12 protein-coding genes and 1 pseudogene are annotated in these 22440 nt (G+C 47.9%); all 13 read left to right on the top strand.

All coding sequences use genetic code 11. The features are described 5' to 3' along the window. Window positions 1-72: 72 nt before the first annotated feature. The 13 genes and pseudogenes from rbsK (at window position 73) to A8C56_RS20685 (ending at window position 22416) form a co-directional block, all read left to right on the top strand. Entirely contained in the window at window positions 73-1026 is a 954-nt protein-coding gene (gene rbsK, locus A8C56_RS20740) for a ribokinase (protein ID WP_067762370.1), read from the top strand. 523 nt (window positions 1027-1549) lie between these two features. Continuing rightward, window positions 1550-2878 (top strand): SusC/RagA family TonB-linked outer membrane protein, encoded by a 1329-nt coding sequence (locus A8C56_RS25365; protein WP_169818813.1) that lies wholly within the window; start codon window positions 1550-1552, stop codon window positions 2876-2878. A gap of 20 nt (window positions 2879-2898) precedes the next feature. Beyond that, window positions 2899-4596: pseudogene (locus tag A8C56_RS25360) on the top strand (SusC/RagA family TonB-linked outer membrane protein); the annotation flags it as partial. 36 nt (window positions 4597-4632) lie between these two features. Next, complete coding sequence (locus A8C56_RS20730) at window positions 4633-6210, top strand: RagB/SusD family nutrient uptake outer membrane protein (protein ID WP_067762368.1); 1578 nt, start codon at window positions 4633-4635, stop codon at window positions 6208-6210. A gap of 65 nt (window positions 6211-6275) precedes the next feature. Then, the gene (locus A8C56_RS20725; RefSeq protein ID WP_067760325.1) at window positions 6276-7943 is read left to right on the top strand and encodes a sulfatase; all 1668 of its coding nucleotides are present in this window, start codon (window positions 6276-6278) and stop codon (window positions 7941-7943) included. A gap of 490 nt (window positions 7944-8433) precedes the next feature. Continuing rightward, entirely contained in the window at window positions 8434-9432 is a 999-nt protein-coding gene (locus tag A8C56_RS20720) for a GRP family sugar transporter (protein ID WP_067760323.1), read from the top strand. After that, window positions 9433-11016: an ADP-ribosylglycohydrolase family protein gene (locus A8C56_RS20715; RefSeq protein ID WP_067760321.1), complete on the top strand. Its 1584-nt coding sequence runs from the start codon at window positions 9433-9435 to the stop codon at window positions 11014-11016. Between the two features lie 19 nt (window positions 11017-11035). Continuing rightward, window positions 11036-12934, top strand: coding sequence for a glycoside hydrolase family 127 protein (locus A8C56_RS20710; protein ID WP_084490317.1), 1899 nt, complete (start codon window positions 11036-11038; stop codon window positions 12932-12934). A 16-nt stretch (window positions 12935-12950) separates the two neighbouring features. After that, window positions 12951-15155 (top strand): sulfatase-like hydrolase/transferase, encoded by a 2205-nt coding sequence (locus tag A8C56_RS20705; protein WP_084490316.1) that lies wholly within the window; start codon window positions 12951-12953, stop codon window positions 15153-15155. A gap of 30 nt (window positions 15156-15185) precedes the next feature. Then, window positions 15186-16748 carry a hypothetical protein gene (locus A8C56_RS20700; protein ID WP_067760319.1) on the top strand — a complete coding sequence of 521 codons (1563 nt, stop codon included), beginning with the start codon at window positions 15186-15188 and terminating at the stop codon, window positions 16746-16748. Between the two features lie 72 nt (window positions 16749-16820). Next, the gene (locus A8C56_RS20695; protein WP_169818812.1) at window positions 16821-18629 is read left to right on the top strand and encodes a DUF4838 domain-containing protein; all 1809 of its coding nucleotides are present in this window, start codon (window positions 16821-16823) and stop codon (window positions 18627-18629) included. A gap of 415 nt (window positions 18630-19044) precedes the next feature. Then, window positions 19045-20355 carry an IS110 family RNA-guided transposase gene (locus A8C56_RS20690; RefSeq protein ID WP_071609351.1) on the top strand — a complete coding sequence of 437 codons (1311 nt, stop codon included), beginning with the start codon at window positions 19045-19047 and terminating at the stop codon, window positions 20353-20355. Between the two features lie 507 nt (window positions 20356-20862). Continuing rightward, window positions 20863-22416: an ADP-ribosylglycohydrolase family protein gene (locus A8C56_RS20685; RefSeq protein ID WP_067760313.1), complete on the top strand. Its 1554-nt coding sequence runs from the start codon at window positions 20863-20865 to the stop codon at window positions 22414-22416. Window positions 22417-22440 lie beyond the last annotated feature (24 nt).

Below are 22440 nucleotides of genomic sequence, written 5' to 3'. Positions count from 1 at the left end.
TAATAATTGCTCAAAAAATGGTTTGAAAACCGCCCTGGCAGATCGCTATTTTTGGTAAACGATCGCAGGCATATGGAAAAGAAAAAAATTGTAGTAGTTGGAAGCTCCAACATGGATATGGTGGTAAAAACAAACCACATACCCGTTCCCGGTGAAACCGTTTTATCTGGTTCCTTTTTTATGAACCCCGGGGGCAAAGGGGCCAACCAGGCGGTAGCCATAGCGCGTTTGGGCGGAGAAGTATCCTTTATTTCAAAGATGGGGAATGATGTTTTTGGAAAGCAGTTTATACAGCTTTTCAGTGACGAGGGTATTGATACCCGGTATATCCTGTCCGATGAAGAGCTCCCTTCCGGCGTGGCACTGATAACAGTAGACGATGCGGGAGAGAACAGCATTGTGGTGGCTTCCGGGGCCAACTCCAACCTGCTGGTCAAAGACCTGGACGGTGCCCGGGATGCTATCAGCAAGGCGGCTATCTTACTGGTGCAACTGGAAATACCGATGGATACGGTAACTGCTGCTGTGCAATTCGCGCATCAGAACGGGGTAAAAGTGATCCTGAATCCCGCTCCCGCCAACGTGCTCAGCCAGGAACTGCTGGAAGCCGTATATATATTAACGCCCAATAAAACGGAGGCATCTATGATTTCCGGTATAACGGTAACCGACCTGGCATCTGCGGAAGAAGCAGCAAAACGGATCTGTTCAAAAGGCGCAAAAAATGTAGTGGTTACCATGGGTGCCCTGGGCGCCGTTATCTGTGAAAACGGTGCCTGCTCGCTGGTGCCTACACGAAAGGTGGAAACCATTGACACAACAGCTGCAGGGGATGTATTTAATGGGGCGCTGGCTGTAGCCGTTTCGGAAAATAAAAGCCTTAAGGAGGCCGTCGATTTTGCCTGTGGGGGCGCCGCTATTTCCGTAACACGGATGGGGGCGCAAGCTTCCATACCATACCGTACAGAGCTGATTGCACAGGAACTGCAACCCGGCAGGTACAGTAACGTGGATAAGGAAACGTGATGATGCAGGAATAGCAGAAACCGGGTTGCCGTATTGAAAAAAGTTGTTGCAGTATAACAATCTTGCCGGGGGATAATGAAAAAGAAATAGCATACAAAAAACAGAAAGGAACAGAGGCCGCGCTGCAAAAGCGTTGTTTAAAAATGATAAAGCATTGATCCGGGAAACGAAAAAAATATTAGTCTATTTATTTTGTAGACTAAATGGGAATGGTATTTTTGTAGCCTCAAATTTTTTCACTGGTTGATATGCGGATAGTACAAAGGCATAATAAGACTGGAAAAAACTTTTATAAATAACTAAACAGGTCTGTATTAAATGATGAACTGGGCTTTTGGGTCGTGTAAAGATGACCGATGTTGCAGGTGTTTTTTTTAGCAAGGAAACTGTTTGATTTTTTAATCCCCGGACTTATAAAAAGATTAGCAAGTTTTTATTGGGAAGCTTCATGAGCGCACTCCCTGAAAAATAAAAACGGAAGCGTGCTGACGTTTCCGGAATGGTACTCATTAAAAAATGGTGTATGAAACAATTAATACCTGCTGCTGCGGTACTGTTATTACTGCTGGTGCTTCCCGAAGCCTTTACAGCCGCGCAATCCCGCATTGTAGTTAATGGAAGGGTAACAGATTATGAGGGGAAACAATTAGGCGGCGTAAGCGTTACGGTAAAAGGCAGCTCCTCCGGTACCATTACGGACAGTACCGGTAGTTTTTCAATTGCTGTTCCCAACAGGGAAACGGTGCTTGTCTTTTCTTTTATAGGGTATACTGATCAGGAATTGCGGGCTACCGGCGGGTTTTTAACGGTAAGGCTTGACCCGTTGGAAAATGCATTGAATGAGGTGGTTGTGGTAGGGTATGGAACACAAAGAAAAGTAAGCCTTACCAGTGCCGTGAGCCAGATTTCCGGTGAAGACCTTACACGAAGGCCGGTAACCAGCCTGGAACAATCGCTGCAGGGGCAGCTGCCGGGCCTTACGATCCTTGACAAAGGCGGGCAGCCGGGCAATAATAATACGCCGATTGTATTAAGGGGTGTCAATACCTTATATAGCAGCGAAGATCTTTCCGGAGCAGCTGTGGCTCCGCTGGTTCTGGTAGATGGTATTGAACAGCCGTTCAGTAATATTAACCCGGCAGATATAGAATCCGTGTCTGTTTTAAAAGACGCCAGCTCCACCGCTATATACGGATCAAGGGCCTCCAATGGTGTGATCCTGATCACTACCAAAAGGGCAAAAAGCGGAAAGGTAGTGGTGAATTATAGCGGATATTATGCGGTTCAGAAATCAGTCAGTAACCCGGAGCCGCTGGACCTGGAAAGCTACCTGAAGCTGGAAAACCTGGCCTATAAAAATGTAGGCTCCAATCCGCCCAAACCTTACCGGGATGAGGACATTGATGCATATGTTCAGGGCCATGCCGCAGATCCGATCCATTATCCCCTGCCGTATGACTGGTACAATTATGCTTTTCATACGGCACCACAGATCAACAATACCTTGTCCGTCAGCGGTGGCAATGAAAAGTTCAGGGGAAGGATGAGCCTCCGCTACCTGGACCAGGGAGGCATTATTGATAATACACATTCCAATGTAACTGAAATGAGGGTGAATACAGACTTTGCCGTTTCACCAAAAATTACGGTATCTGCCGACCTGGATTACCGGTATGAAAAAAACCTGAATCCTTATGGCCTGGCAAACATCTTCCAGTTTATGACGCAGAACGGCATATGGGCAGTTCCCCAATATCCCAACGGGGATTACGGAGGCGGTACCCAGGGCAATAACCCGCTGTTACTGATAGAAAAGGGGGGTATAACCGGCAGGCCTCAGACTATCTTGTAGGAAATCTTAAAGGAACCTGGAATATTATTAAAGGATTGAATTTTACCACACAGTTTGCAGGCCGGGTTACCAATGTTAGCGGAAAACTATACCAGAACACCTGGGAAACAAGAGATTCTTCTATTGTAAGAAAACGCAACCTTATTAACAATCTTACAGAATCCAGGGATAATGCCCGGGAATATACATTAAATAACCTCCTGAATTATTCGCTCAAAATAGCAGATCATGGATTAAAATTCCTGTTGGGCTATTCCCAGATCCTTTCAACAACAACCAACCTGGAAGCCTATCGTCAGAACTTTTATAATAACGATGTTCAGTCCATTGGCCAGGGCGCAGATGATGCTACAAAAAATAATGACGGAACAGATGCGGAATGGGGATTGCGTTCTTACTTCGGGCGATTTAATTATAACTTCCGCGATAAGTATCTTTTTGAGACCAATGCCCGCTTTGACGGCTCTTCCCGGTTTACCGGAGATAAGCAATACAGCTTTTTTCCTTCTTTTTCTGCGGGCTGGCGTATATCACAGGAAAAATTCTGGAATGGTATTGCACACATTGTAAATGATCTTAAAATAAGAGGTTCCTGGGGGCAAACAGGCAACCAGGCAGTAGCGCTGTACAGCTATTTTCCAACATTGCACCAGGTTACCTACAGCTTTGGTGGTACCCCGGTATCCGGGTATGTGCAAACCCAGGTGGCCAATCCTGATATTACCTGGGAAACAACTACGGAAGGAGATGTGGGCATAGATGCCCAGTTGCTGAACCGCAGGTTGAATATTACGGTAGACTATTATAAAAAACGCACTTCCGGCATCCTGCTTACGCTTCCGGTGCCGGGAACCCTTGGGTTGCAGGCCGGACCCAGCAATGCAGGCAAGGTTGATAATACCGGATGGGAATTTCAGGCGGGTTCCGTTAATAAATTCGGGCAGTTTGGCCTGGCGGTGAACCTGAACCTGAGCATTAATAAAAATGAGGTGGTGGACCTGGCAGGTACGGGCCCCTTCTACTATGGTACCGATCAAAACCCGCGCTATACCATACAGGAAGGATATCCCATCTATGCGTTCTGGGGGTATAAGACCAATGGATTGTATCAGTCAGATGAAGAAGCGGCTGCCGGTCCGTTTTATATGCGCGATGCCAAGGCCGGCGATGTCCGCTATGTGGATATGAATAATGATCATAAAATAGATGCGGCAGACCAGACCTACCTGGGCAATACGTTTCCCAGGTATACTTTTGGCGGCGCCTTTAACCTCTCCTATAAATCAGTGGCTTTAAATATCTCGTTGCAGGGTGCTGCAAAATCCAGCATCCGTATGGCCGGCGCCTTTGGCCAGGGAGGTAACTATGAAGGAATGGTGCCCAGTATCTATAAAGACAATTACTGGACGCCAGAAACCCCGGGCGCTTATTTTCCACGGCCTACAAAACAGGATCTGCGGAACCAGACCAATAGTGATCTGCTGGTTCTTGACGCCTCTTACCTGAGGTTCAAAAACATTCAGCTGTCCTGGCAGTTGCCGCAGCGATTCATCAAAAAGGCATTTATTGATCAGGCAAACCTGTATATATCTGCCACCAATGTGCTCACTTTTTCAAAGCTGAACGACTGGAAAATAGATCCAGAATCGATGTCCGGTGTACAGAATTACTATCCTCAGACGCAGTTGTATACTGTAGGGGTCAATATTCAATTTTAAAGCGGTGTGTTTTTTTCACAGAATAAATTAAAAACAATGAAACAGTCTGTAAATAGTTTGAGCGTCCTTTTCCTGCTGCTTTTTCTTTGGGGGTGCCAAAAGGATCTATTGAATACGATTCCTAACGATCGCATTTCAACAGAGATCTTCTGGAAAACAGAAACAGATGCTGTGCTTGCTGCCAATGCGGTGTATACGTATATGGCGGAGGATGCAGATCATTTTATAGGCTGGGACTGTATGTCTGATATTGTGTTTACCAACCCAACGGGCCCGCAGGAAGCCTCTATTTCCCAGGGCCAGTTCAACGCATTAAACAGCCGTATTTCAGGTGACTGGACGCGGAATTATGCGGGCATCCGCGCGGCCAACAGCTTCCTGGCCAATGTGGATAAGATAGAAGTAACAGACCCTGCCCTTATTGACCGGCTGAAAGGAGAGGTAAGGGCCCTGAGAAGTTATTTTTATTACCAGCTGGTGTTTTTGTTTGGAGATGTTCCGTTGGTTACTTCAGAATTAACAGTGGATGAAAGCCGGCGGGTTACCCGCGACCCGGCTAAAGCAGTCTGGGATTTTGTTGCCAGCGAACTGGATGCCGCCGCAGCAGTGCTCCCCGTTAAACAAAGCGATGTGGGACGGTTTACAAAAGGAGCGGCATTGGCGTTGAAAGCCAGGGCAATGCTCTACGCCGGCCGCTGGCAGGAGGCCGCCGATGCTGCCCGGCAGGTAATGGATCTGGGCGTTTACAGCTTACTGCCTTCTTATAAAACGTTGTTCAGTTATCAATCAGAAAACAGCCCGGAAGTGATCCTGGATATCCAGTATGTTCAGGATGTTTATTCCAACAGTATTTTTCAGGCACTGGCGCCGCGCAGTGTGAATGCAAACAGCAAATGGGTGCCGACCAAAAAAATAGTGGACGCCTATGAAATGAAAAACGGTGCAGCTATTACCGATCCTGGCAGCGGGTATGACCCGGCCGATCCGTATAAGAACCGTGATCCGCGGCTGCAGTATTCCGTATTTGTTCCGGGAGACAGCCTGCCCAATGGTAAAATATTTAATTCGCTGCCAGACAGTAAAACAGGTGATGCCGTTGGCTCATCCTTTGTGGTTTCCCCAACAGGCTTCAATGTTAAAAAGTATGTGAACAAAGAAGATCTTGCCCATCCCGGTAATTGCGGCATTAACCTCATCCTGATACGTTATGCAGAGGTGCTGCTGACGTTTGCGGAAGCTAAGACAGAACTGAACCAATTGGATGAAAAGCTTTATGATGCCTTAAATAAAGTAAGGCAGCGTGCTGATGTAAACCAGCCGGCAATAACAACCGGCAAATCACAGGCACAGCTGCAGAACATCATCCGGCATGAAAGAATGGTGGAGCTGGCCTTTGAAGGGCAACGCTTTTTTGATATCCGGCGCTGGAAGATTGCCGGGGAAGTTATGCCTGGTAAAGTATATGGTATTACTTATAAGGATGATCAGGGACAGTTGCAGACAATAGAAGTGCCCGGCTGGACACAGGTTTGGGACAATAAGAATTATTTGTGGCCGGTGCCCCAGAAAGAAAGAGAGCTGAACACTAACCTGACACAGAACCCGGGCTGGTAATTGATCAGCAGGGAATCCTGTTCGCCGGGATACAATGATCTTTAAAAAAAATAAAAAATAAACAGATGAAAAAATGGATTGTATTGTATATACTGCCTGCGTTATTATTTACTGATAGCATTGTTTACAGCCAGTCTGCTCATCGGCCTTCAACCGGTTCACCGGCAAAAAAATGGAACATCATCTTTTTCCTGGCCGATGACCTGGGCTGGAAAGACCTGGGGTACCAGGGAAGCAGCTTTTATGAAACGCCGCATATTGATAACTTTTCAAAACAGGGGTTCTGTTTTTCACAGGCTTATGCTGCCTGCCAGGTTTGTTCCCCTACAAGGGCCAGCATTCTTACCGGCCAGTACCCCGCACGCCTTGGTCTTACAGACTGGTTGCCGGGCAGAAAGGATTTTTCCTTTCAGAAATTAAAGAATGTACGGTCTGAACAGCACCTGCCTTATAATGCCAACCCCCTGCCTGCGGTGCTGAAAGAAAACGGGTATGCAACGGCTGTTTACGGGAAATGGCACCTGGGAGAAGACTCCGCTTCCACCCAAAAACAGGGTTTTGATGTGCATGTGCCCCAATACAATAAAGGATGGCCCAACGGCACCTATTTTTCTCCCTTTGATATGAAAGGGCTTGAAGGCGGCCCAAAAGGAGAATACCTTACAGACCGGCTTACTACCGAGGCCATGAAATGGATGGAGCAGAACCGGGAGCGCCCCTTTTTCCTTTACCTTGCCCAGTTTGCGGTGCACGATCCCATACAGGGGCGTGGAGATCTGGTGGTCAAATATGAAAAAAAGAAGAATAAGCTGCCCAAAAAAGATTCCTTACCTTTTATACTGGAAGGAAACCCTGATGACCCGGCCGCTTTTACCAGGGACCAGCTTAATCAACGCCTGAATGATGGCCAACACCAGGGAATAAAGGTATTTGCCGACCGGACCGTTAAGATCAAACAAAGACAGGACAATCCGCAGTTTGCCGCACTGGTGGAAAATATGGATGAAAATTTCGGTAGAGTGGTAGACAAGGTAAAAGAGTTGGGGATCGAAGATCATACTATCATTATTTTTTTCTCGGATAACGGAGGCATGTCGGCTGCCAATTTCGGGAACCCGGCGCGCAATGTTTCCGTTTGTGATGCAGATAAAGCCTTTTCTACTTCTAATTATCCCTTACGGGGCGGTAAAGGGTGGCTGTATGAAGGCGGTATCCGGGAGCCGCTGATCATCTACTGGCCCGGGCATACAAAGCCGGGCGCTCATTCTGACATACCGGTCATCAGTACGGATTTTTATGCGACTATCCTGGATATGGTTGGTTTAGGAGCCCGGCCAAGGGGGCAGAATGGGGTTGACGGATCCAGCCTTGTGCCCTTATTGGAAGGAAATGAGCAGCAGGCGCAGCAGTTAAAGAATAAACCGCTGTTCTGGCATTTCCCGCATTACAGCAATCACGGGGCGCAAAGCCCGGGTGGTGCCATCCGGTATGGCGATTATAAGCTGATCGAATATTTTGAAAACAATACGGTGGAGCTGTTCAATATTAAGGAGGACCCCTATGAGCAGCACAATCTGGCGGCCACTGAAAAAGCAAAGGCCGGTGAGCTGCAATCCATGCTACACCAATGGCGCAAAGACGTAGGGGCAAAAATGCCGGCAGCCAATCCCAAATACAATCCTGCCATCAAATGGCCGGGCAACGGGGAAAAAGATCCTGATGAGGATCATTAAGGGAGGCATCCAGCCTGCCGCAGTGAGGGCCGTAATAAAAATAGTTTTGAGTTCTTTAAAATACTGATAAATCACGTAAGCGAAAGGTCTTCTGTCCCAATAGCTATTGGGATCGGGATTGCCGAAAGAGTGAATGGCGACAGTCTGGTTATTTACAATCGGATCATGGTTCGTTGTTCGGCAAGCTATTAATGACATACAGCATAATATTTTGATAATCAATAATATACAAATGCGCCATTTCGACCGAAGCGGAGCGGAGAAATCTCTATAACAGATAAGATCCCTCCGCGCCCCCGCTTTCAGCAGGTTTGGTCGGGATGACGATTAAAAGAACTTGTCATCCGAATGATCGGATCTGATAAACTTAAATGTAATGCATTGATCAAAACTCCGGGGTAGTATCCGGTAGTTTTGTTTCACGCTGTTACAATTAGATTTTATAAAGGTTTCAACGATTGCTCATTTAAAAACTTCAAAAAAAGAAAACATGTTTATTGTTCAAAGTTATGCGCAGGCGGTTCTTTTCTGCATCATTACCATGCTCTGCTGGGGTTCCTGGGCCAATACGCAGAAGCTGGCCAGTAAAAGCTGGCGTTTTGAGCTCTTTTACTGGGATTATGTCATCGGTATCTTTCTTTTTTCCGTTCTTTCTGCGTTTACCCTGGGCAGCACGGGCAGTGAAGGCCGCAGTTTTACAAATGATCTGGCACAGGCGGACCCGGTGAACATTGGCAAAGCATTATTGGGCGGCGTTATTTTTAATGCAGCAAACATATTGCTTTCTGCAGCCATAGCCATTGCCGGTATGGCGGTAGCCTTTCCCATCGGTATCGGGCTGGCGCTTATCCTGGGTGTGTTTATCAATTACCTGGGAGCGCAAAAAGGCGATCCGGTGCTTTTATTTACAGGTGTTGCCCTGGTAATGCTTGCCATCATTCTTAATGCCATTGCCTATAAAAGAAAAGCTGCCGGTACCGGAACGGTTTCCTCAAAAGGGATTATCCTTTCCATAGTTGCCGGTATATTGATGTCCTTTTTTTACCGGTTTATTGCCGCCTCAATGGATCTGGAAAATTTTGTAAATCCTGAACCCGGAAAAATGACGCCCTATACAGCCGTATTTATTTTTTCCTGCGGCATCCTGCTGAGCAATTTTGTATTTAATACATTGCTGATGAAGCGCCCTTTTGAAGGGGCTGCCGTCAGCTATTCGGATTATTTCAAAGGCCACTTTAAAACCCATCTTGTAGGGATATTAGGCGGCCTGATCTGGGGACTGGGTAACTCCTTTAACCTGATCGCCGCGGGGAAGGCCGGTCCGGCTATTTCCTATGGCCTGGGCCAGGGCGCTACGCTTGTGGCGGCGTTATGGGGCGTGTTTATCTGGAAAGAATTTAAAGGCGCTTCACGCATTAATGCGCTGCTTACAGCCATGTTCCTGTTATTCCTGGTCGGTATCGGGCTCATTATTTATGCAGGTAAATAAATGCAGCAGACACGAACGATCATATTATTCCTTATTGTGTGTTGTATAGCCTGCAGGGCTAAGGCACAAAAGCCTCCGGAACCGCTTTTGCTATCCGCGTACCAGGACCGGGTAAAGGCAGTATGGGCGGCACAGATCCTGGGAGCCATGCTGGGCTGGCCTTTTGAACATAAGGCGGCTTCGGTAAGCTGGATCGATCACCTAAGCGACACCATAACCCATGCGCCGGTAGACGATGACTGGTATTATGAAATGGTGGCTTTAAGGGCATTTGAGCAGTACGGCATTGATATGAGCGTGCAGCAGCTTGGAAAGCAATGGCTGCAGAATGCTGCGGGCAGCTGGGGATCCAGTGAGCAGGCACGCTTATTAATGCTGCGGGGCATAATGCCTCCGGATTGCGGGCATCCCCGGTATAATAAATTATGGCATACCATTGGCCCGCAGTTTTCTTCAGAATTATATGGAATGCTTGCCCCGGGCCTCCCCAATGTTGCCGGCAGCTTGGCAAGAAAATATACGCACATCAACGGGTATGCTGAAGGGGCCGATGGCGGTGTTTTTGTTGCCGGACTGGTAAGCCTTGGCTTTACCGAAAAGGATACCAGAACCATTGTACGTAAAGCCGCACAGCTGATCCATCCGGCGTCTCCTTACCGTCAATGCCTGGATATGGTGATCCGGCTGGCTGCAGCCGGCAAATCTGCACCGGAAGTTTTTTCTGCAATAGAAAAACGCTGGCGGATAGAATACCCCGCTTCCAACAACGCTGTTGCTAATGGTGGCATTGTGGCGGCCTGTGTCTGGTTTGGCAACGGCTCCTTTTTAAAAACGGTCAACCTGGCTTTTCAGGCGGCCGACTTTACAGATGCAGATTGTAATGCCGCCAGCGCTGGTGCGGTAGTGGCGGCTATGCACGGTATGAGCGCGCTTCCGGCTGGCATGGTCCGTCAGTTGGGTGACCGGATCATTGGCCGGCAGTTAGGCGGTGTAATATTGACCCCTGCTGTGAACGAATCGATTGCTCAACTGGCCGCCAGGACCACGGCAATCGGGTTGCAGCTGCTTAAAAACAAGGGGATGGTTATTGCAGGAAGCCGTATAAAACTAATAGCGGAGCCGGTACATACACAGCCGGCGGAATTGTTCCGCCTGGAAGCGCTTACCCGCTTCTGGAACCCTGAATGGAAGCTCCGTAACCCGGGATTTGGCGGAGCGGGAGGGGGCATGCCCGGCCTCAGGGGCATTACTTATCTGGAAGACAGTGTGCTGGCAACCTATCCGCGTGATGAGGTAAAAGGAGTGCTGTTGACGCGCACCATTACCCTTAACGGACAAAAGGAATTGCGTTTGAGCGTCGGGGTGGATTCCATGCGGGCATGGAGATGCATGGTCTTTATAAATAATTATAAAAAGTTCGATCAGTTGATGGAAGGACCCGCATCCGGCCGCGGCTGGAAAACTATAAAGATTGATCTTACGGAGTTTGCGCACCAGCAAGTGACTATCCGGATTTATCAGCGGGTGCTGATACCGGGTAAGGTTTCCGGTAATGCTTACTGGAAAGACCTGGTGATCCAATAGCCCGTTTAATAATAATGATATGGCTGTACGATTTTTTAAAACATGCTTTTTTTTAGTGCTCCTGCTCCTGTGCCGGACAAATGGCAGGGCCGGCAATATTCCTTATGATAGTTTACCTGCTGATGCTTATATTCCTCCCGGCCAGGTTGCCGTAGACGGGCTTTTGGGGAGTGCCATGGCGCTCAGTGAGCACGGGCGGTTACGCACACTTCCGGAATGGAACAACGGGGCGCTTATTAAAATGTTTACCCCTGAAGCAAGAAAGCAGAACCAGACCACAGACTGGTATGGCGAGCATGCCGGCAAATGGCTGTATGCTGCATCACTTGCCGTAGGCAGAACCGGAAATGACACCCTCAGAAAACTGCTGCTTAAAACAGCCGGCTACCTGGTGGCCAACCAGGAGGCGGATGGGTATATGGGCACCTATTCCCCGCAGTTGCGGATTACCAGTAAAGCTTCTTTGCAGCATCAGAAATCCTGGGATGTATGGAGCCTGGGATGCATGGTACTCGGGTTGCTGGAACTGAATAAAGAAATACCGGACGAACGCTACCTGGGTGCCGCAAAAAAGATCGGGGAACTGTTATTGAAAACCTTTGGAGACGGTGCTGCCAATATTACCAATTATGGCACGCGTTACGGGTATTCGGCTACTGTTGTACTGGATCCTGTTGTTGAATTATATAAGGCTACCCACGATCAGCGGTACCTGAATTTTGGGGAGCTGATCGTAAAAGAGGTGGAGCAGCGTGACGGGTTACGGCTGATCGCGTCCATGCAGAAGCATAAAGACCTGGAAACCGTAGCAGATGGAAAGGCCTACCAGATCATCTGGAACCTTACCGGGCTGGCTAAGTTATATGAAGTAACCCATAAGCCCCAATACCTGGAAGCGGTTGAAAGCGCCTGGAAGAATATCCGTGATTACCATCTTACCATTACTGGCGGCCCCTGGGGCGGTATCGGGAAACATAAGGAATGTTTTAATACCAAAGGATATTGGAACCCTTCCGGCTTTGTGGAAACTTGCAGCATTATGGCATGGATCCAGTTGAATAAACTATTATTGCATCTTACCGGAGAAGCCCGGTATGCACAGGAAACAGAAAAAGCTGCTTATAACGCATTGCTGGGCGCGCAGTTGTCTGATGGCCAGCTCTGGACCTATCATTCCTTTACCAACGGGCGCATCTTTGCCGCCAACTATAATGATTGCTGCCCCTCAAGCGGGGCGATGGCCCTTGAAGAATTAACATCAATCATATATACAAAAAGGCAGGGAGGTATAGCCTGCAACCTGTTTACGCCAGGGTCTGCTACAATAGCGCTAAGCCCCAATAATACTGTGCAGCTCATACAGCAGACCCGTTATCCTTTCGACGGTAAAATAAAACTGATCGTAAAACCTTCACAAAAAAGCAGCTTCCCTTTATTTATCCGCATACCGGACTGGGCAAAAGATGCCGTAATAACCGTTGAGGGGCAAAAGATCAATAAAGACAGCATCAGCAGCGGCGCTTATTACCGGTTAGTAAGGGACTGGGATCAGCAAAATGTGATTGAGCTTGATTTTCCGATGCCGCTGCGCGTGGTGCGCAGTGCCGAATTTGCTACTATGCCGCAGGGAACTGCAGACATGTACCGCGCAGATTGGTTCGCTGTTACCAAAGGTCCATTGGTATATGCCGGCAACGGGTTAATCGATCATAAAGACCGTGAACGGAATTTTCAGCTGTCCCCGGAAAAAATAAGTTCCTTTTTTACACCGGTTTCCGGCAGGCAAAACCAGCAGGCAGTGTATTTCCGTTTTGATCCGGGCGGTATTGCACCATTGATTTTTGTGCCCTTTTATGAAGCGGGTGGCCGGAAGACCGGAGGTTGGCGGCTGGCCTGGTTTCAAAATCAGATTGATTAATTAAACATCTTATTGCATGTGGTTAAAAAAAGAGCTGTTCCGGTTTGTTTTTTTATATGCATTGACCTGTTCGGTTGGTGCTCTGCAACTGTTAGCACAAAGCAAGGCGGGTAGGCAACCCAATATCATTTTTATTCTTGCGGATGACCAGGGCTATGGGGACATCGGCGCTTTTTTTCAGAATCAGCGGGCACAGTTGCACGATGCTTCAAAACCATTCGAAATTTCACCTCACCTGGACAAACTGGCCAGTGAGGGCGCAGTATTTACCCAGCATTATGTGGCAGCTCCTATTTGCGCGCCATCCCGCGCCTCGCTGATGCTGGGCGTAAGCCAGGGACATTCCAATGTGCGGGACAATGAATTTGACAAAGCACTGGATGATAATTATACCATGCCCAATACGCTGCGTACATTGGGCTACACAACGGCGCTGATCGGCAAATGGGGGCTTGAAGGGAATGACAAATATGACCTTAACGGTTACCAGTGGCCGGCGCACCCGTTAAAGCGCGGGTTCGATTATTATTTCGGATACATGCGCCATGCAGATGGTCATGAGCATTACCCGAAAGAAGCGCTCTACCGGAAGTACTGGGCAGAGAATGGAAAAGGGGTGTGGCAGAACACAACGAACATCACTTCAAAACTGGATAAATGCTATACACCGGACCTGTGGACCGCCGCGGCAAAAAAATATATCACCGATCATGTGCGCGGCAGGGATCAGTCAAAACCCTTCTTTTTATACCTGGCGTTTGAAACACCGCATGCCGTACAGGAGCTGCCCACGCAGGCGTATCCCAAAGGAGGCGGGTTGCATGGTGGCATGCAGTGGATCGGCAAGCCAGGGCACATGATCACAACCGCATCGGGCACACCGGACTCCTACATGTATCCCGAATATGCAAATGCCACCTATGATGATGACAATGACCCTTCCACACCCAACAAACCCTGGCCGGCCACTTACAAGCGGTACGCCACTGCCAACCGGCGCATTGATGATGCCGTGGGAGACCTGATGCAGCTGCTGAAAGATCTGAATATTGATAACAACACCCTTGTTGTATATACTTCCGATAACGGCCCGTCCAACGAATCCTATTTACCGGAAGACCGGTTCCCACCCAACCGCCCCACGTTCTTTTCCAGCTTTGGTCCTTTTGAAGGGATAAAGGCCGATACCTGGGAAGGCGGTGTGCGCCTGCCTGTTATTGTACGCTGGTCCGGGCATATCCCGGCAAAAAAAGTGGTGGCCACACCTGCCATCAATTATGACTGGGCGCCCACCTTTATTGATATTGCCGGTCAGCCTGCTCCGCAACGCATGGATGGCATTTCCCTTTTACCGGTGCTTACCGGGAAAGGGGTGCAACGAGATCCGACAGTGTACATAGAATATCACGGAGAAGAAAAGACGCCGGACTACGCAGCGTTCGCTCCTGCCAAGCGCGGCCGGGTACGCGGGCAGACACAATTGCTGCGCGTAGGCGATTATGTAGCCGTGCGGTACAATATCCAATCTGCCAAAGACCCTTTTGAAATTTACAATGTGGTGAATGATCCGGCGGAGCTGCAGAACCTGGCCAATGATCCTGCCCGGCAGCTTGCGGTAAAACTGCCGTATGTGGATACGTCCGGTTCTGTAAGCGTATCAGTATTCCAGTCGTATGTGCAGGACCGGGTATTGCAATTGCATCACATCGGTATTGGATCACCCCGCCCATACGATAGTGCATTGGTGCCCGCTGTAAAAGTTGTGGATCCTGTTCCCGGGTTGAACCGGAGCATTTATACCGGCAACTTTCCCTGGATACCCCAAACGGCGGGATTGAAACCGGTAACGAGGGATCATGTACAATTTCCGGAATTGAACGAAAAAGGAAAGGAACTGAAAACGGTAACCGTGTTTACCGGATATATTTCCGTGCCTCGTGATGGGGAATACACTTTTTACATGGCTTGCGATGGTAAGTCTTTCCTGCGCATTCATGATATACAGGTGCTGGATGCGGACTATGGGTATTCCGGCAATCTGCCGCGGCAGGAAACGATCTTTTTAAAGGCCGGCCTGCACCCGTTCAGTTTTTCATATTACCGCGATGAAGAGAATGGAGACCCTTTTGTAAAGCTGGACTGGAGCGGACCGGGCCTGCGCCGCCAGCCTGTTGAAAAGGCAAAAGTATTTTTCAGGGATAAGGAGGCAGGAGCGCATTAATACAGAAGCCTCATTATAAACATTTTACAAATGACAACGATCCGCCGATTATTATACAGCAATCTGAAATTGTTTTTGGGTGGCATCATGCTGCTGCTGGCATTGGGCTGTTCAAAGATCAGCAGTATTGATGATGGCAACAATGACAATGGAGAGAACCCTCCTGCAACGGATACTGTGTCTTACACAGGTGTTCCCCAGTCTGATATTTATGAAGTGACCGTTATCCGCAATGGCGGCGTCCGGCAGAAGCAGGTGGTATTCCAGAATGCCTGCCCGGTTTACCAGGCCGGGTATATGAACATGACCACCAATGATATGTATCCCCTGAATATTTTTAAAGGCCGCACCATCAACTGGTCTACCTTTTCATTTTCAGGAACCATTACCATAGAAGTAAAGCTGCTGAGCCAGAGCCGGCTTACCATGAGCAGCAATGTAACCATACTGCCCTCCAGATATGGCATTACGCCCGCCGTAAATGGCAACACCATTACATTCACCCTGAACCAGCCCGGTCAGTGCTCGGTGGAGATTGGGGCCAATGGGTATAAGAACGGGCTGATGCTCTTTGCCAACCCGGCAGAAACCAACAAACCGGATACTGCCAGCGGCAGCTACAGGATATTCCGGAATGCTGTCGATACTGATTTTGCGGATATTGGTGCGCAATACACCGGTATTTATTTCAGGCCGGGCGTGCACAATATGGGCGTGTTCCATATTCCCGCTCATATCAAAAATGTGTACCTGGCTGAAGGGGCATGGGTATACGGCGCTCTGATCATGGACGGCAACCCGGATGTGCACATTTTCGGAAGAGGCATACTATCTTCTGCAAAACTGAATTACCGGGAATCGCATTGCGTGGAAGCCATCAACCAGAGCAATAACATTATGCTGGAAGGGATCACCATTGCCGATCAGAAACATTTTGCGGTGCGGTTGATCGGTAAGAACAATACCGTGAGCTGGGTAAAGACCATCGGGGCCTGGACCTACAACTGCGATGGCATTGCCGCGTATGAAGGCTCAACGGTGTCCCATTGTTTTATATGGGCGAATGACGATAATATCAAGATCTACCGCAACAATATCCGCTTTACGGATTGTGTTTGCTGGCAACTGAACAACGGCGGTATCATACAAATGAGCTGGGGCAATGGAAATGCAACCAATGTTACTGTAAGCCGTATAGATATCCTGCATGCAGAATGGAACAATGAAGCGGTGAACCGCGGCGTTATCAGTTGCGTGGGCGATAAGTTTGCCGAAGGAGGTATGTACGGTCTGCAAAAGGACTGGGTGATTGAGGATTTGGTTACCGAAACCCCGGTACCGCTCATCTTCCGGGTCTCTCCCAATGCAGCAAGCCCGAACGAAATACACGGGCTCACTTTTAAAAACTGGAACGTAAAGATGGATCTGTCAAAAGGCTTTCATAATTACATCATTGCCGGCGATCCGGACAAACCTTTCGATGGTCTGGTATTTGATCATTTCCTGTTCAACGGTACACAACTGACCGCTGCTAACTGGATAACGCTCATGAATCTTAACGTGGCAAATGTTCAAACGCCCACCTTTCAATAGATGAACCGGTACTGGTATATATTAACGGTAGCACTTCTGTGGACAATGCAGGTGTCGGCAAAGAGGTCCCTTGTGAATCCCGTCTGTGGTAATGACCTGTGGCATGCAGCTCCGGAATTCCGGATTGCTGAAGCCCGCAAAGCCCTTGCAGTTATCCTCCTTCCGTCTGCTCCTGCAAATACCCAACGGTTTGCCGCTGCAGAGCTTGCCCGCTATTTACAGCAGATTTCCGGCGCCTCCTTTCTTATCGTTCAGGGCAGTACCCGGCAGCCTGCCATTTCTTTACAAATTGAAAAAACGTTAGCGGAGGAATCCTATACCATCCGGGTCAGCAAACAGGTACTGGCACTCACCGCCGGCTCCGGCCGTGCGCTGCTGTATGCTGTATATGACCTCCTGCATCGCCTGGGCTGTGAGTGGCTGGCCCCGCAATTTTCTTTTTATCAGGGGCAATCGGAATACATTCCTTCAATTGCAACGGTCCGGTACACATCAGGCGCTGTAACAGAACATCCCCGCATGGCCATCCGGAAACTGGATGTGGAAGAAGGCCGGTCGCACAATAGTGAAAACCTGCAGCAGTTGATCGACTGGATGCCCAAGGTCCGGCTGAATGTATTAATGGTGCCCCTGAATTACCAGGGCGCAGGTCGCGTGCAATGGGATCACTGGCGCAATGCACTGATCCCCGAATTAAAGAAAAGAGGGATTCTCCTGGAAGTAGGTGGTCATGGATACCAGAATTTTATTAACCCACATATGGAGCAGGGAACGCTGTTCCACCGGCATCCTGATTGGTTTGGCAAAAATAAGAACGGACAATGGGATTCCACCCGGAACCTGGTATTCAATACCGCCAATCCTCCGGCAGTGCGGTACTTCATCAACCATATTATTGCTTACCTGCGTGCACATCCCGAAATAGACATTTTCGATTGCTGGCCACCCGATGTAGCCAAATGGGCAGAAAGTGATGATATGAAAATGCTGGGATCGCCTTTAGACCGCCAGGCAGCGCTGCTGAACCAGGTAGACTCGGCCCTCCGTGCTTACCGGCTCTCCACGCGGCTGGAGATGATCGCCTACGGGCAGGTTTTGCTGCCGCCGCAGGAGGTAACATTAAATAAACAGATCCTGGTGGATATCTGCCCCATCAACCAGAGCTTTGAACAACCCATTTATGACACTGCCCATGCGAATAACGCAGCATACGCTGCTGCGATCCGGGCCTGGCGAAACAGGTTTAAGGGGAATATCGGCCTGTATTCCTATTACCGTAAGTATGCCTGGCGTTCGCGCCCGGTTATCTTTCCTCATTTTATTCAAAAAGAGCTGCAATGGTATGCGGGCCTGCCCTTGCAGGGTATTTCAACCTACGCGGAGCCGGGAGACTGGTACACCTATGAGCTGAACCATTATACCCTGGCGGCCCTTGCATGGGATCCGTCCGTACCCGTAGATGCCTTGATAAAAAAATATTGTAAAATACGGTATGGCAGCCAGGCCGCCGCGGCATTAACCGTTTATTCGGATCTTGAACGGATCCTGCCCCGGTACAGCGGTATCCCATATACGACCCTTAAGGCGCCGCAGGAGATCAGGAGGGCGCAGGCAGTACTGGCAAAACAGTACGAATTTATAACCGGAATGGCGAAAAGAATGCAGGAGAAGCGGATCGCGGAAAACCTGCATCGGCTGGGCCTGATGTTGCGGTATGCGGATCTGGATCTGCGCATCCGCCGGTTGCAGCACACAGGAAACGTCCCTGATCAGGAAATAAAAATGCTGACCGGTTTTCTGGAGGCGCATGCCCATGAGGGTGTGTTTATTGTTCGGAAGGATAATTTCAAAACATTTTTAAGCCAGTATCGTTCACCATGAAAGGAAAAATAAGAGCTTATTTGAAGCTGTATCAAAAGAGTTTTGATTGTCCTGTTAAGCCTGCCAAGGGGCGAATTTTTGCAATCGGATCATGGTTCGTCAGGCTGGCTGTTAATGATAAGTGTTGTAAGTTGTTGGAAATGAATATACATAGTTTCGTCATTTCGACTTGTTAATTAGGGATCAAAATTAATGAGTAATGACAAGTGGTATCTTTGAAAGAAGCAGGTTACAGCAGCGTAGCCGTCGTATCGATTAGTGTTTTGTACCTCCTGTCGACACTTGCTTCAAAGAATGGTGCATTAATGTTTGGTGATACTGTTTGCAGCAGCATTCCCGTTTGGCACATTGCTTTTTTATTGAACCTCTTTGAGCTGTAACCTGCTTTTTTTAATTAATACTTAAAAAAGTAGTTATGTCAAATTTAGTCAGTTTTGAACAACACAATGCGTGTGCAGCCGCTATTGATATCGGCTCAAAGAAAATCTTCGTTTCCTGTGATGGGATTACGGTTAAAAGTTACGATACTTTTACGTTTAGCTATCGTAAGTGTATTGAAGATCTTAGGAGCCAGCAGGTGAAAAATGTATGTATGGAGGCTACAGGCGTCTACTGGATTGCGCTGCATGAGCTGCTGGAGCAAGCCGGTTTCTGTGTATGCCTGGTAAATCCCAAAGAGGTAAAGCAGGTAAAAGGTCGGAAGACAGATGTTGCGGATGCCTGTTGGATGCAGAAAATGTTTAGTGCAGGATTGGTACGGCAAAGCTATATACCGGCCGGTAGATTGAAAGAACTCCGGATGCTAATGCGGAAGCGGGAAGATATTATCAGTATGGGCAGCAGTTATGTAAATAAAATGCAGAAGGCATTAGAGTTGATGAACATCAAATTGACGGAGGTTATTTCTCAGATTACTGGTGTCAGTGGTATCCGTATGATAGAGGCGATCCTTAGAGGGGAAAGGGACGGAAAGGTATTATTAAGCCTGTGTCACAAAAGTATAAAAGATAAAAAGGCAGACGAGGTATTGATGGCCTTAGAAGGCAACTACAATGAAAGCTGGCTGTTCTTGTTGGAACAGAACCTCAAGCTTTGGAAAATTCATGAGCAGCAAATACTCATAGTAGATCAGCGTATGGAAGTGTTGCTTTCTTTTCTGGAGCAAGGTAGTTCATTTGTAGCGCCGGTACATAAGGAGAAGCCCGTACGCCATCATAAGCCAATGATTAAGGATTTAAATCAAAAATTGCTCAATATATACGGTGTAGATGCGGGCTGTCTGCCGGGAGTAACCAACTATTCTATGTTGAAGCTGCTGGGAGAAACAGGTACCGATCTGAGTAGATTTCCTACGGAAAAGCATTATGTAAGCTGGTGCGGGCTTTCCCCTGGTCATAACCAAAGCGGCAGCCGCAGCAGGAAAGCAAAAATGAAAAACAGTTCCAGAGTGGGCCAGATATTCAGGGAGATCGCACAATCGCTGCTCAATAGCAAACATATAGCCATTGGAACATTTATACGCAGAATACGCACCAGGAAAGGTCCCGCAATTGCAATAAAAGCAGGAGCCAGAAAAATTGCTATTGCATTTTATAACTTACTGACTAAAGGGACAGCTTATTTAGAACAAGGAGCTGCTAAATATGAACAGCAATTAAAGCAACGCGAGCAACAGTATTTATTGAAACTGGCTACAAAACACAACTTGAAATTAGTTGAAATATAGTGCATTACATATCTTGTCATTGGCACCGAAGCGAAGCGTAGTGGAGAACAATTTCACCGAAGGTAAATCTCTACAAAAGTTAGAGACCCTTCGGTTTCGCTTTGCTCCACTCAGGGTGACGGTAAAAAAGTTTGTCATTTTAAAGAACTTAATTTCTCTATTATTTGTGCCTGTTAATGACAGATTTTTGATTAGGCTGAACGTAAGAGTCTTAGATCGTCATCCGATAGCTATCGGATCCGAGCGCAGCCGAGGAGTTTCTGCGATTTTAGAGACCCTTCGGCTCTACTGCATTACATACAGGGTGACGATAAAAAGTTTGTCATTGTTTCATTGTTTTTGCTACGCAAATAAAAAACTCAGCACGACAGTTGTTTTGTTATTTTAAAGAACTTGCGGTTATCAGTGACTGAGCTGGTATTGCTTTTGATACACCCTCTTTTGTATCATAGTCAATGATATTTTTTTGCGGAGTTACACAGTATTAAAATCGATAAAAAGATATATATGAAAAAAAATAGTGCACTGCTGCTCGTTCTGTATTTAAGTATTGCGCATATACAGGCACAGGTACCGGGGAAGCCGGTAAAGCTGGGCGAAAAGATCACCATCAGTGAAAAAGTATTAAAAGATAAGATCCGGGGCGGCTGGGCCGGACAGACCATCGGCGTTACTTTTGGAGGGCCCTATGAGTTCCGGTATAATGGCACTTTTATACAGGACTATCAACCCTTGTTCTGGGAAAAAGGCTATGTAAGAAAAACGATGCTGGAAACACCCGGCCTCTATGATGATCTGTATATGGACCTGACCTTTGTGGAGGTGTTTGAGCGCCTGGGGCTTGATGCGCCTGTAGATTCATTTGCACATGCTTTTGCCTATGCAGGGTACAAGCTGTGGCACGCCAACCAGGCTGCCCGGTATAATATACTCAATGGCATAAAAGCCCCGGAAAGCGGGCACTGGCAAAACAACCCGCATGCGGACGATATCGATTACCAGATAGAAGCGGATTATGCCGGGCTGATGAGTCCGGGTATGCCCAATGCCGCTTCGGCGATCAGCAACAAGATCGGGCATATTATGAATTATGGTGATGGGTGGTATGGTGGTGTGTATATGGGCGCTTTATATACGCTGGCTTTTCTGAATAAGAACGTTAATGCTATAGTAGAGCAGGCTTTGCAGGTGATCCCGGCTAAAAGCAGCTATTACCAGTGCATTGCGGATGTAATCCGCTGGCATAAAGAATATCCTGACAGCTGGCAGCAGACCTGGTTTGAGCTGCAACGCAAGTGGTCCAGCGATCTGAGCTGTCCGGACGGAATCTTTCTTCCCTTTGATATTGATGCAACCATTAATTCTGCCTACGTGGTGATGGCCCTGTTATATGGTAATAGCGATTTTGGAAAAACATTGGAAATAGCCACACGTGCCGGTCAGGATGCGGATTGTAACCCTTCATCCGCCGGTGGTATATTAGGCGTTGTATTGGGGTATGACCGGATCCCTGATTACTGGAAAAAAGGCCTGGAAGGGGCTGAGGATATTGATTTCAAATACACAACGATCTCATTGAATAAAGTTTATGAAATAGGATACAAGCATGCCCTGGAAAATATTAAACGCAATGGCGGACAGTATGCCGATGGTACGGTTACGATCCTTACCCAAAAGCCGGTGCCGGTAAAGTATGAAAAAAGTTTTCCGGGCTTATACCCGGTGCTGGCAAAAGGGGTAATAATAAAGGGGAATGAGCTCTCCTTTGATTTCGAAGGGAACGGCTTTGTGCTTCGGGGTGAAGTAAAAAAGAAAAACAATCAAAGCCCCGAGTATATAGTGCATGCCGATGTATTTATTGATGGTAAAAAAACGGAAACAGTGCACCTGCCTACGGATTTTACTTCCCGCAAGCAGGAAATTGCCTGGAAGTATTTATTGCCACCAGGCCGGCATCATGTGCGGGTTCAGGTATTGAACCCGGACGATCGATATGAAATACAAAAGCCGGGCTATATTGTATTTGCCGGTAAACCGGCAGTAACGGCAGATACAAAGTAAGTGCTCATTAAAACAAACAGCAAG

Origin of the sequence: Niabella ginsenosidivorans (genome assembly GCF_001654455.1) — a bacterium.
Lineage (GTDB): Bacteria > Bacteroidota > Bacteroidia > Chitinophagales > Chitinophagaceae > Niabella > Niabella ginsenosidivorans.
The sequence above is the reverse complement of the archived record's forward strand: the minus strand, read 5'-3'. Positions and strand labels throughout refer to the sequence as shown.

Coding starts and splice junctions, on each gene's coding strand:
- rbsK (WP_067762370.1), top strand. CDS start 73: ATGGAAAAGAAAAAAATTGTAGTAGTTGGAAGCTCCAACATGGATATG.
- A8C56_RS25365 (WP_169818813.1), top strand. CDS start 1,550: ATGAAACAATTAATACCTGCTGCTGCGGTACTGTTATTACTGCTGGTG.
- A8C56_RS20730 (WP_067762368.1), top strand. CDS start 4,633: ATGAAACAGTCTGTAAATAGTTTGAGCGTCCTTTTCCTGCTGCTTTTT.
- A8C56_RS20725 (WP_067760325.1), top strand. CDS start 6,276: ATGAAAAAATGGATTGTATTGTATATACTGCCTGCGTTATTATTTACT.
- A8C56_RS20720 (WP_067760323.1), top strand. CDS start 8,434: ATGTTTATTGTTCAAAGTTATGCGCAGGCGGTTCTTTTCTGCATCATT.
- A8C56_RS20715 (WP_067760321.1), top strand. CDS start 9,433: ATGCAGCAGACACGAACGATCATATTATTCCTTATTGTGTGTTGTATA.
- A8C56_RS20710 (WP_084490317.1), top strand. CDS start 11,036: ATGGCTGTACGATTTTTTAAAACATGCTTTTTTTTAGTGCTCCTGCTC.
- A8C56_RS20705 (WP_084490316.1), top strand. CDS start 12,951: ATGTGGTTAAAAAAAGAGCTGTTCCGGTTTGTTTTTTTATATGCATTG.
- A8C56_RS20700 (WP_067760319.1), top strand. CDS start 15,186: ATGACAACGATCCGCCGATTATTATACAGCAATCTGAAATTGTTTTTG.
- A8C56_RS20690 (WP_071609351.1), top strand. CDS start 19,045: ATGTCAAATTTAGTCAGTTTTGAACAACACAATGCGTGTGCAGCCGCT.
- A8C56_RS20685 (WP_067760313.1), top strand. CDS start 20,863: ATGAAAAAAAATAGTGCACTGCTGCTCGTTCTGTATTTAAGTATTGCG.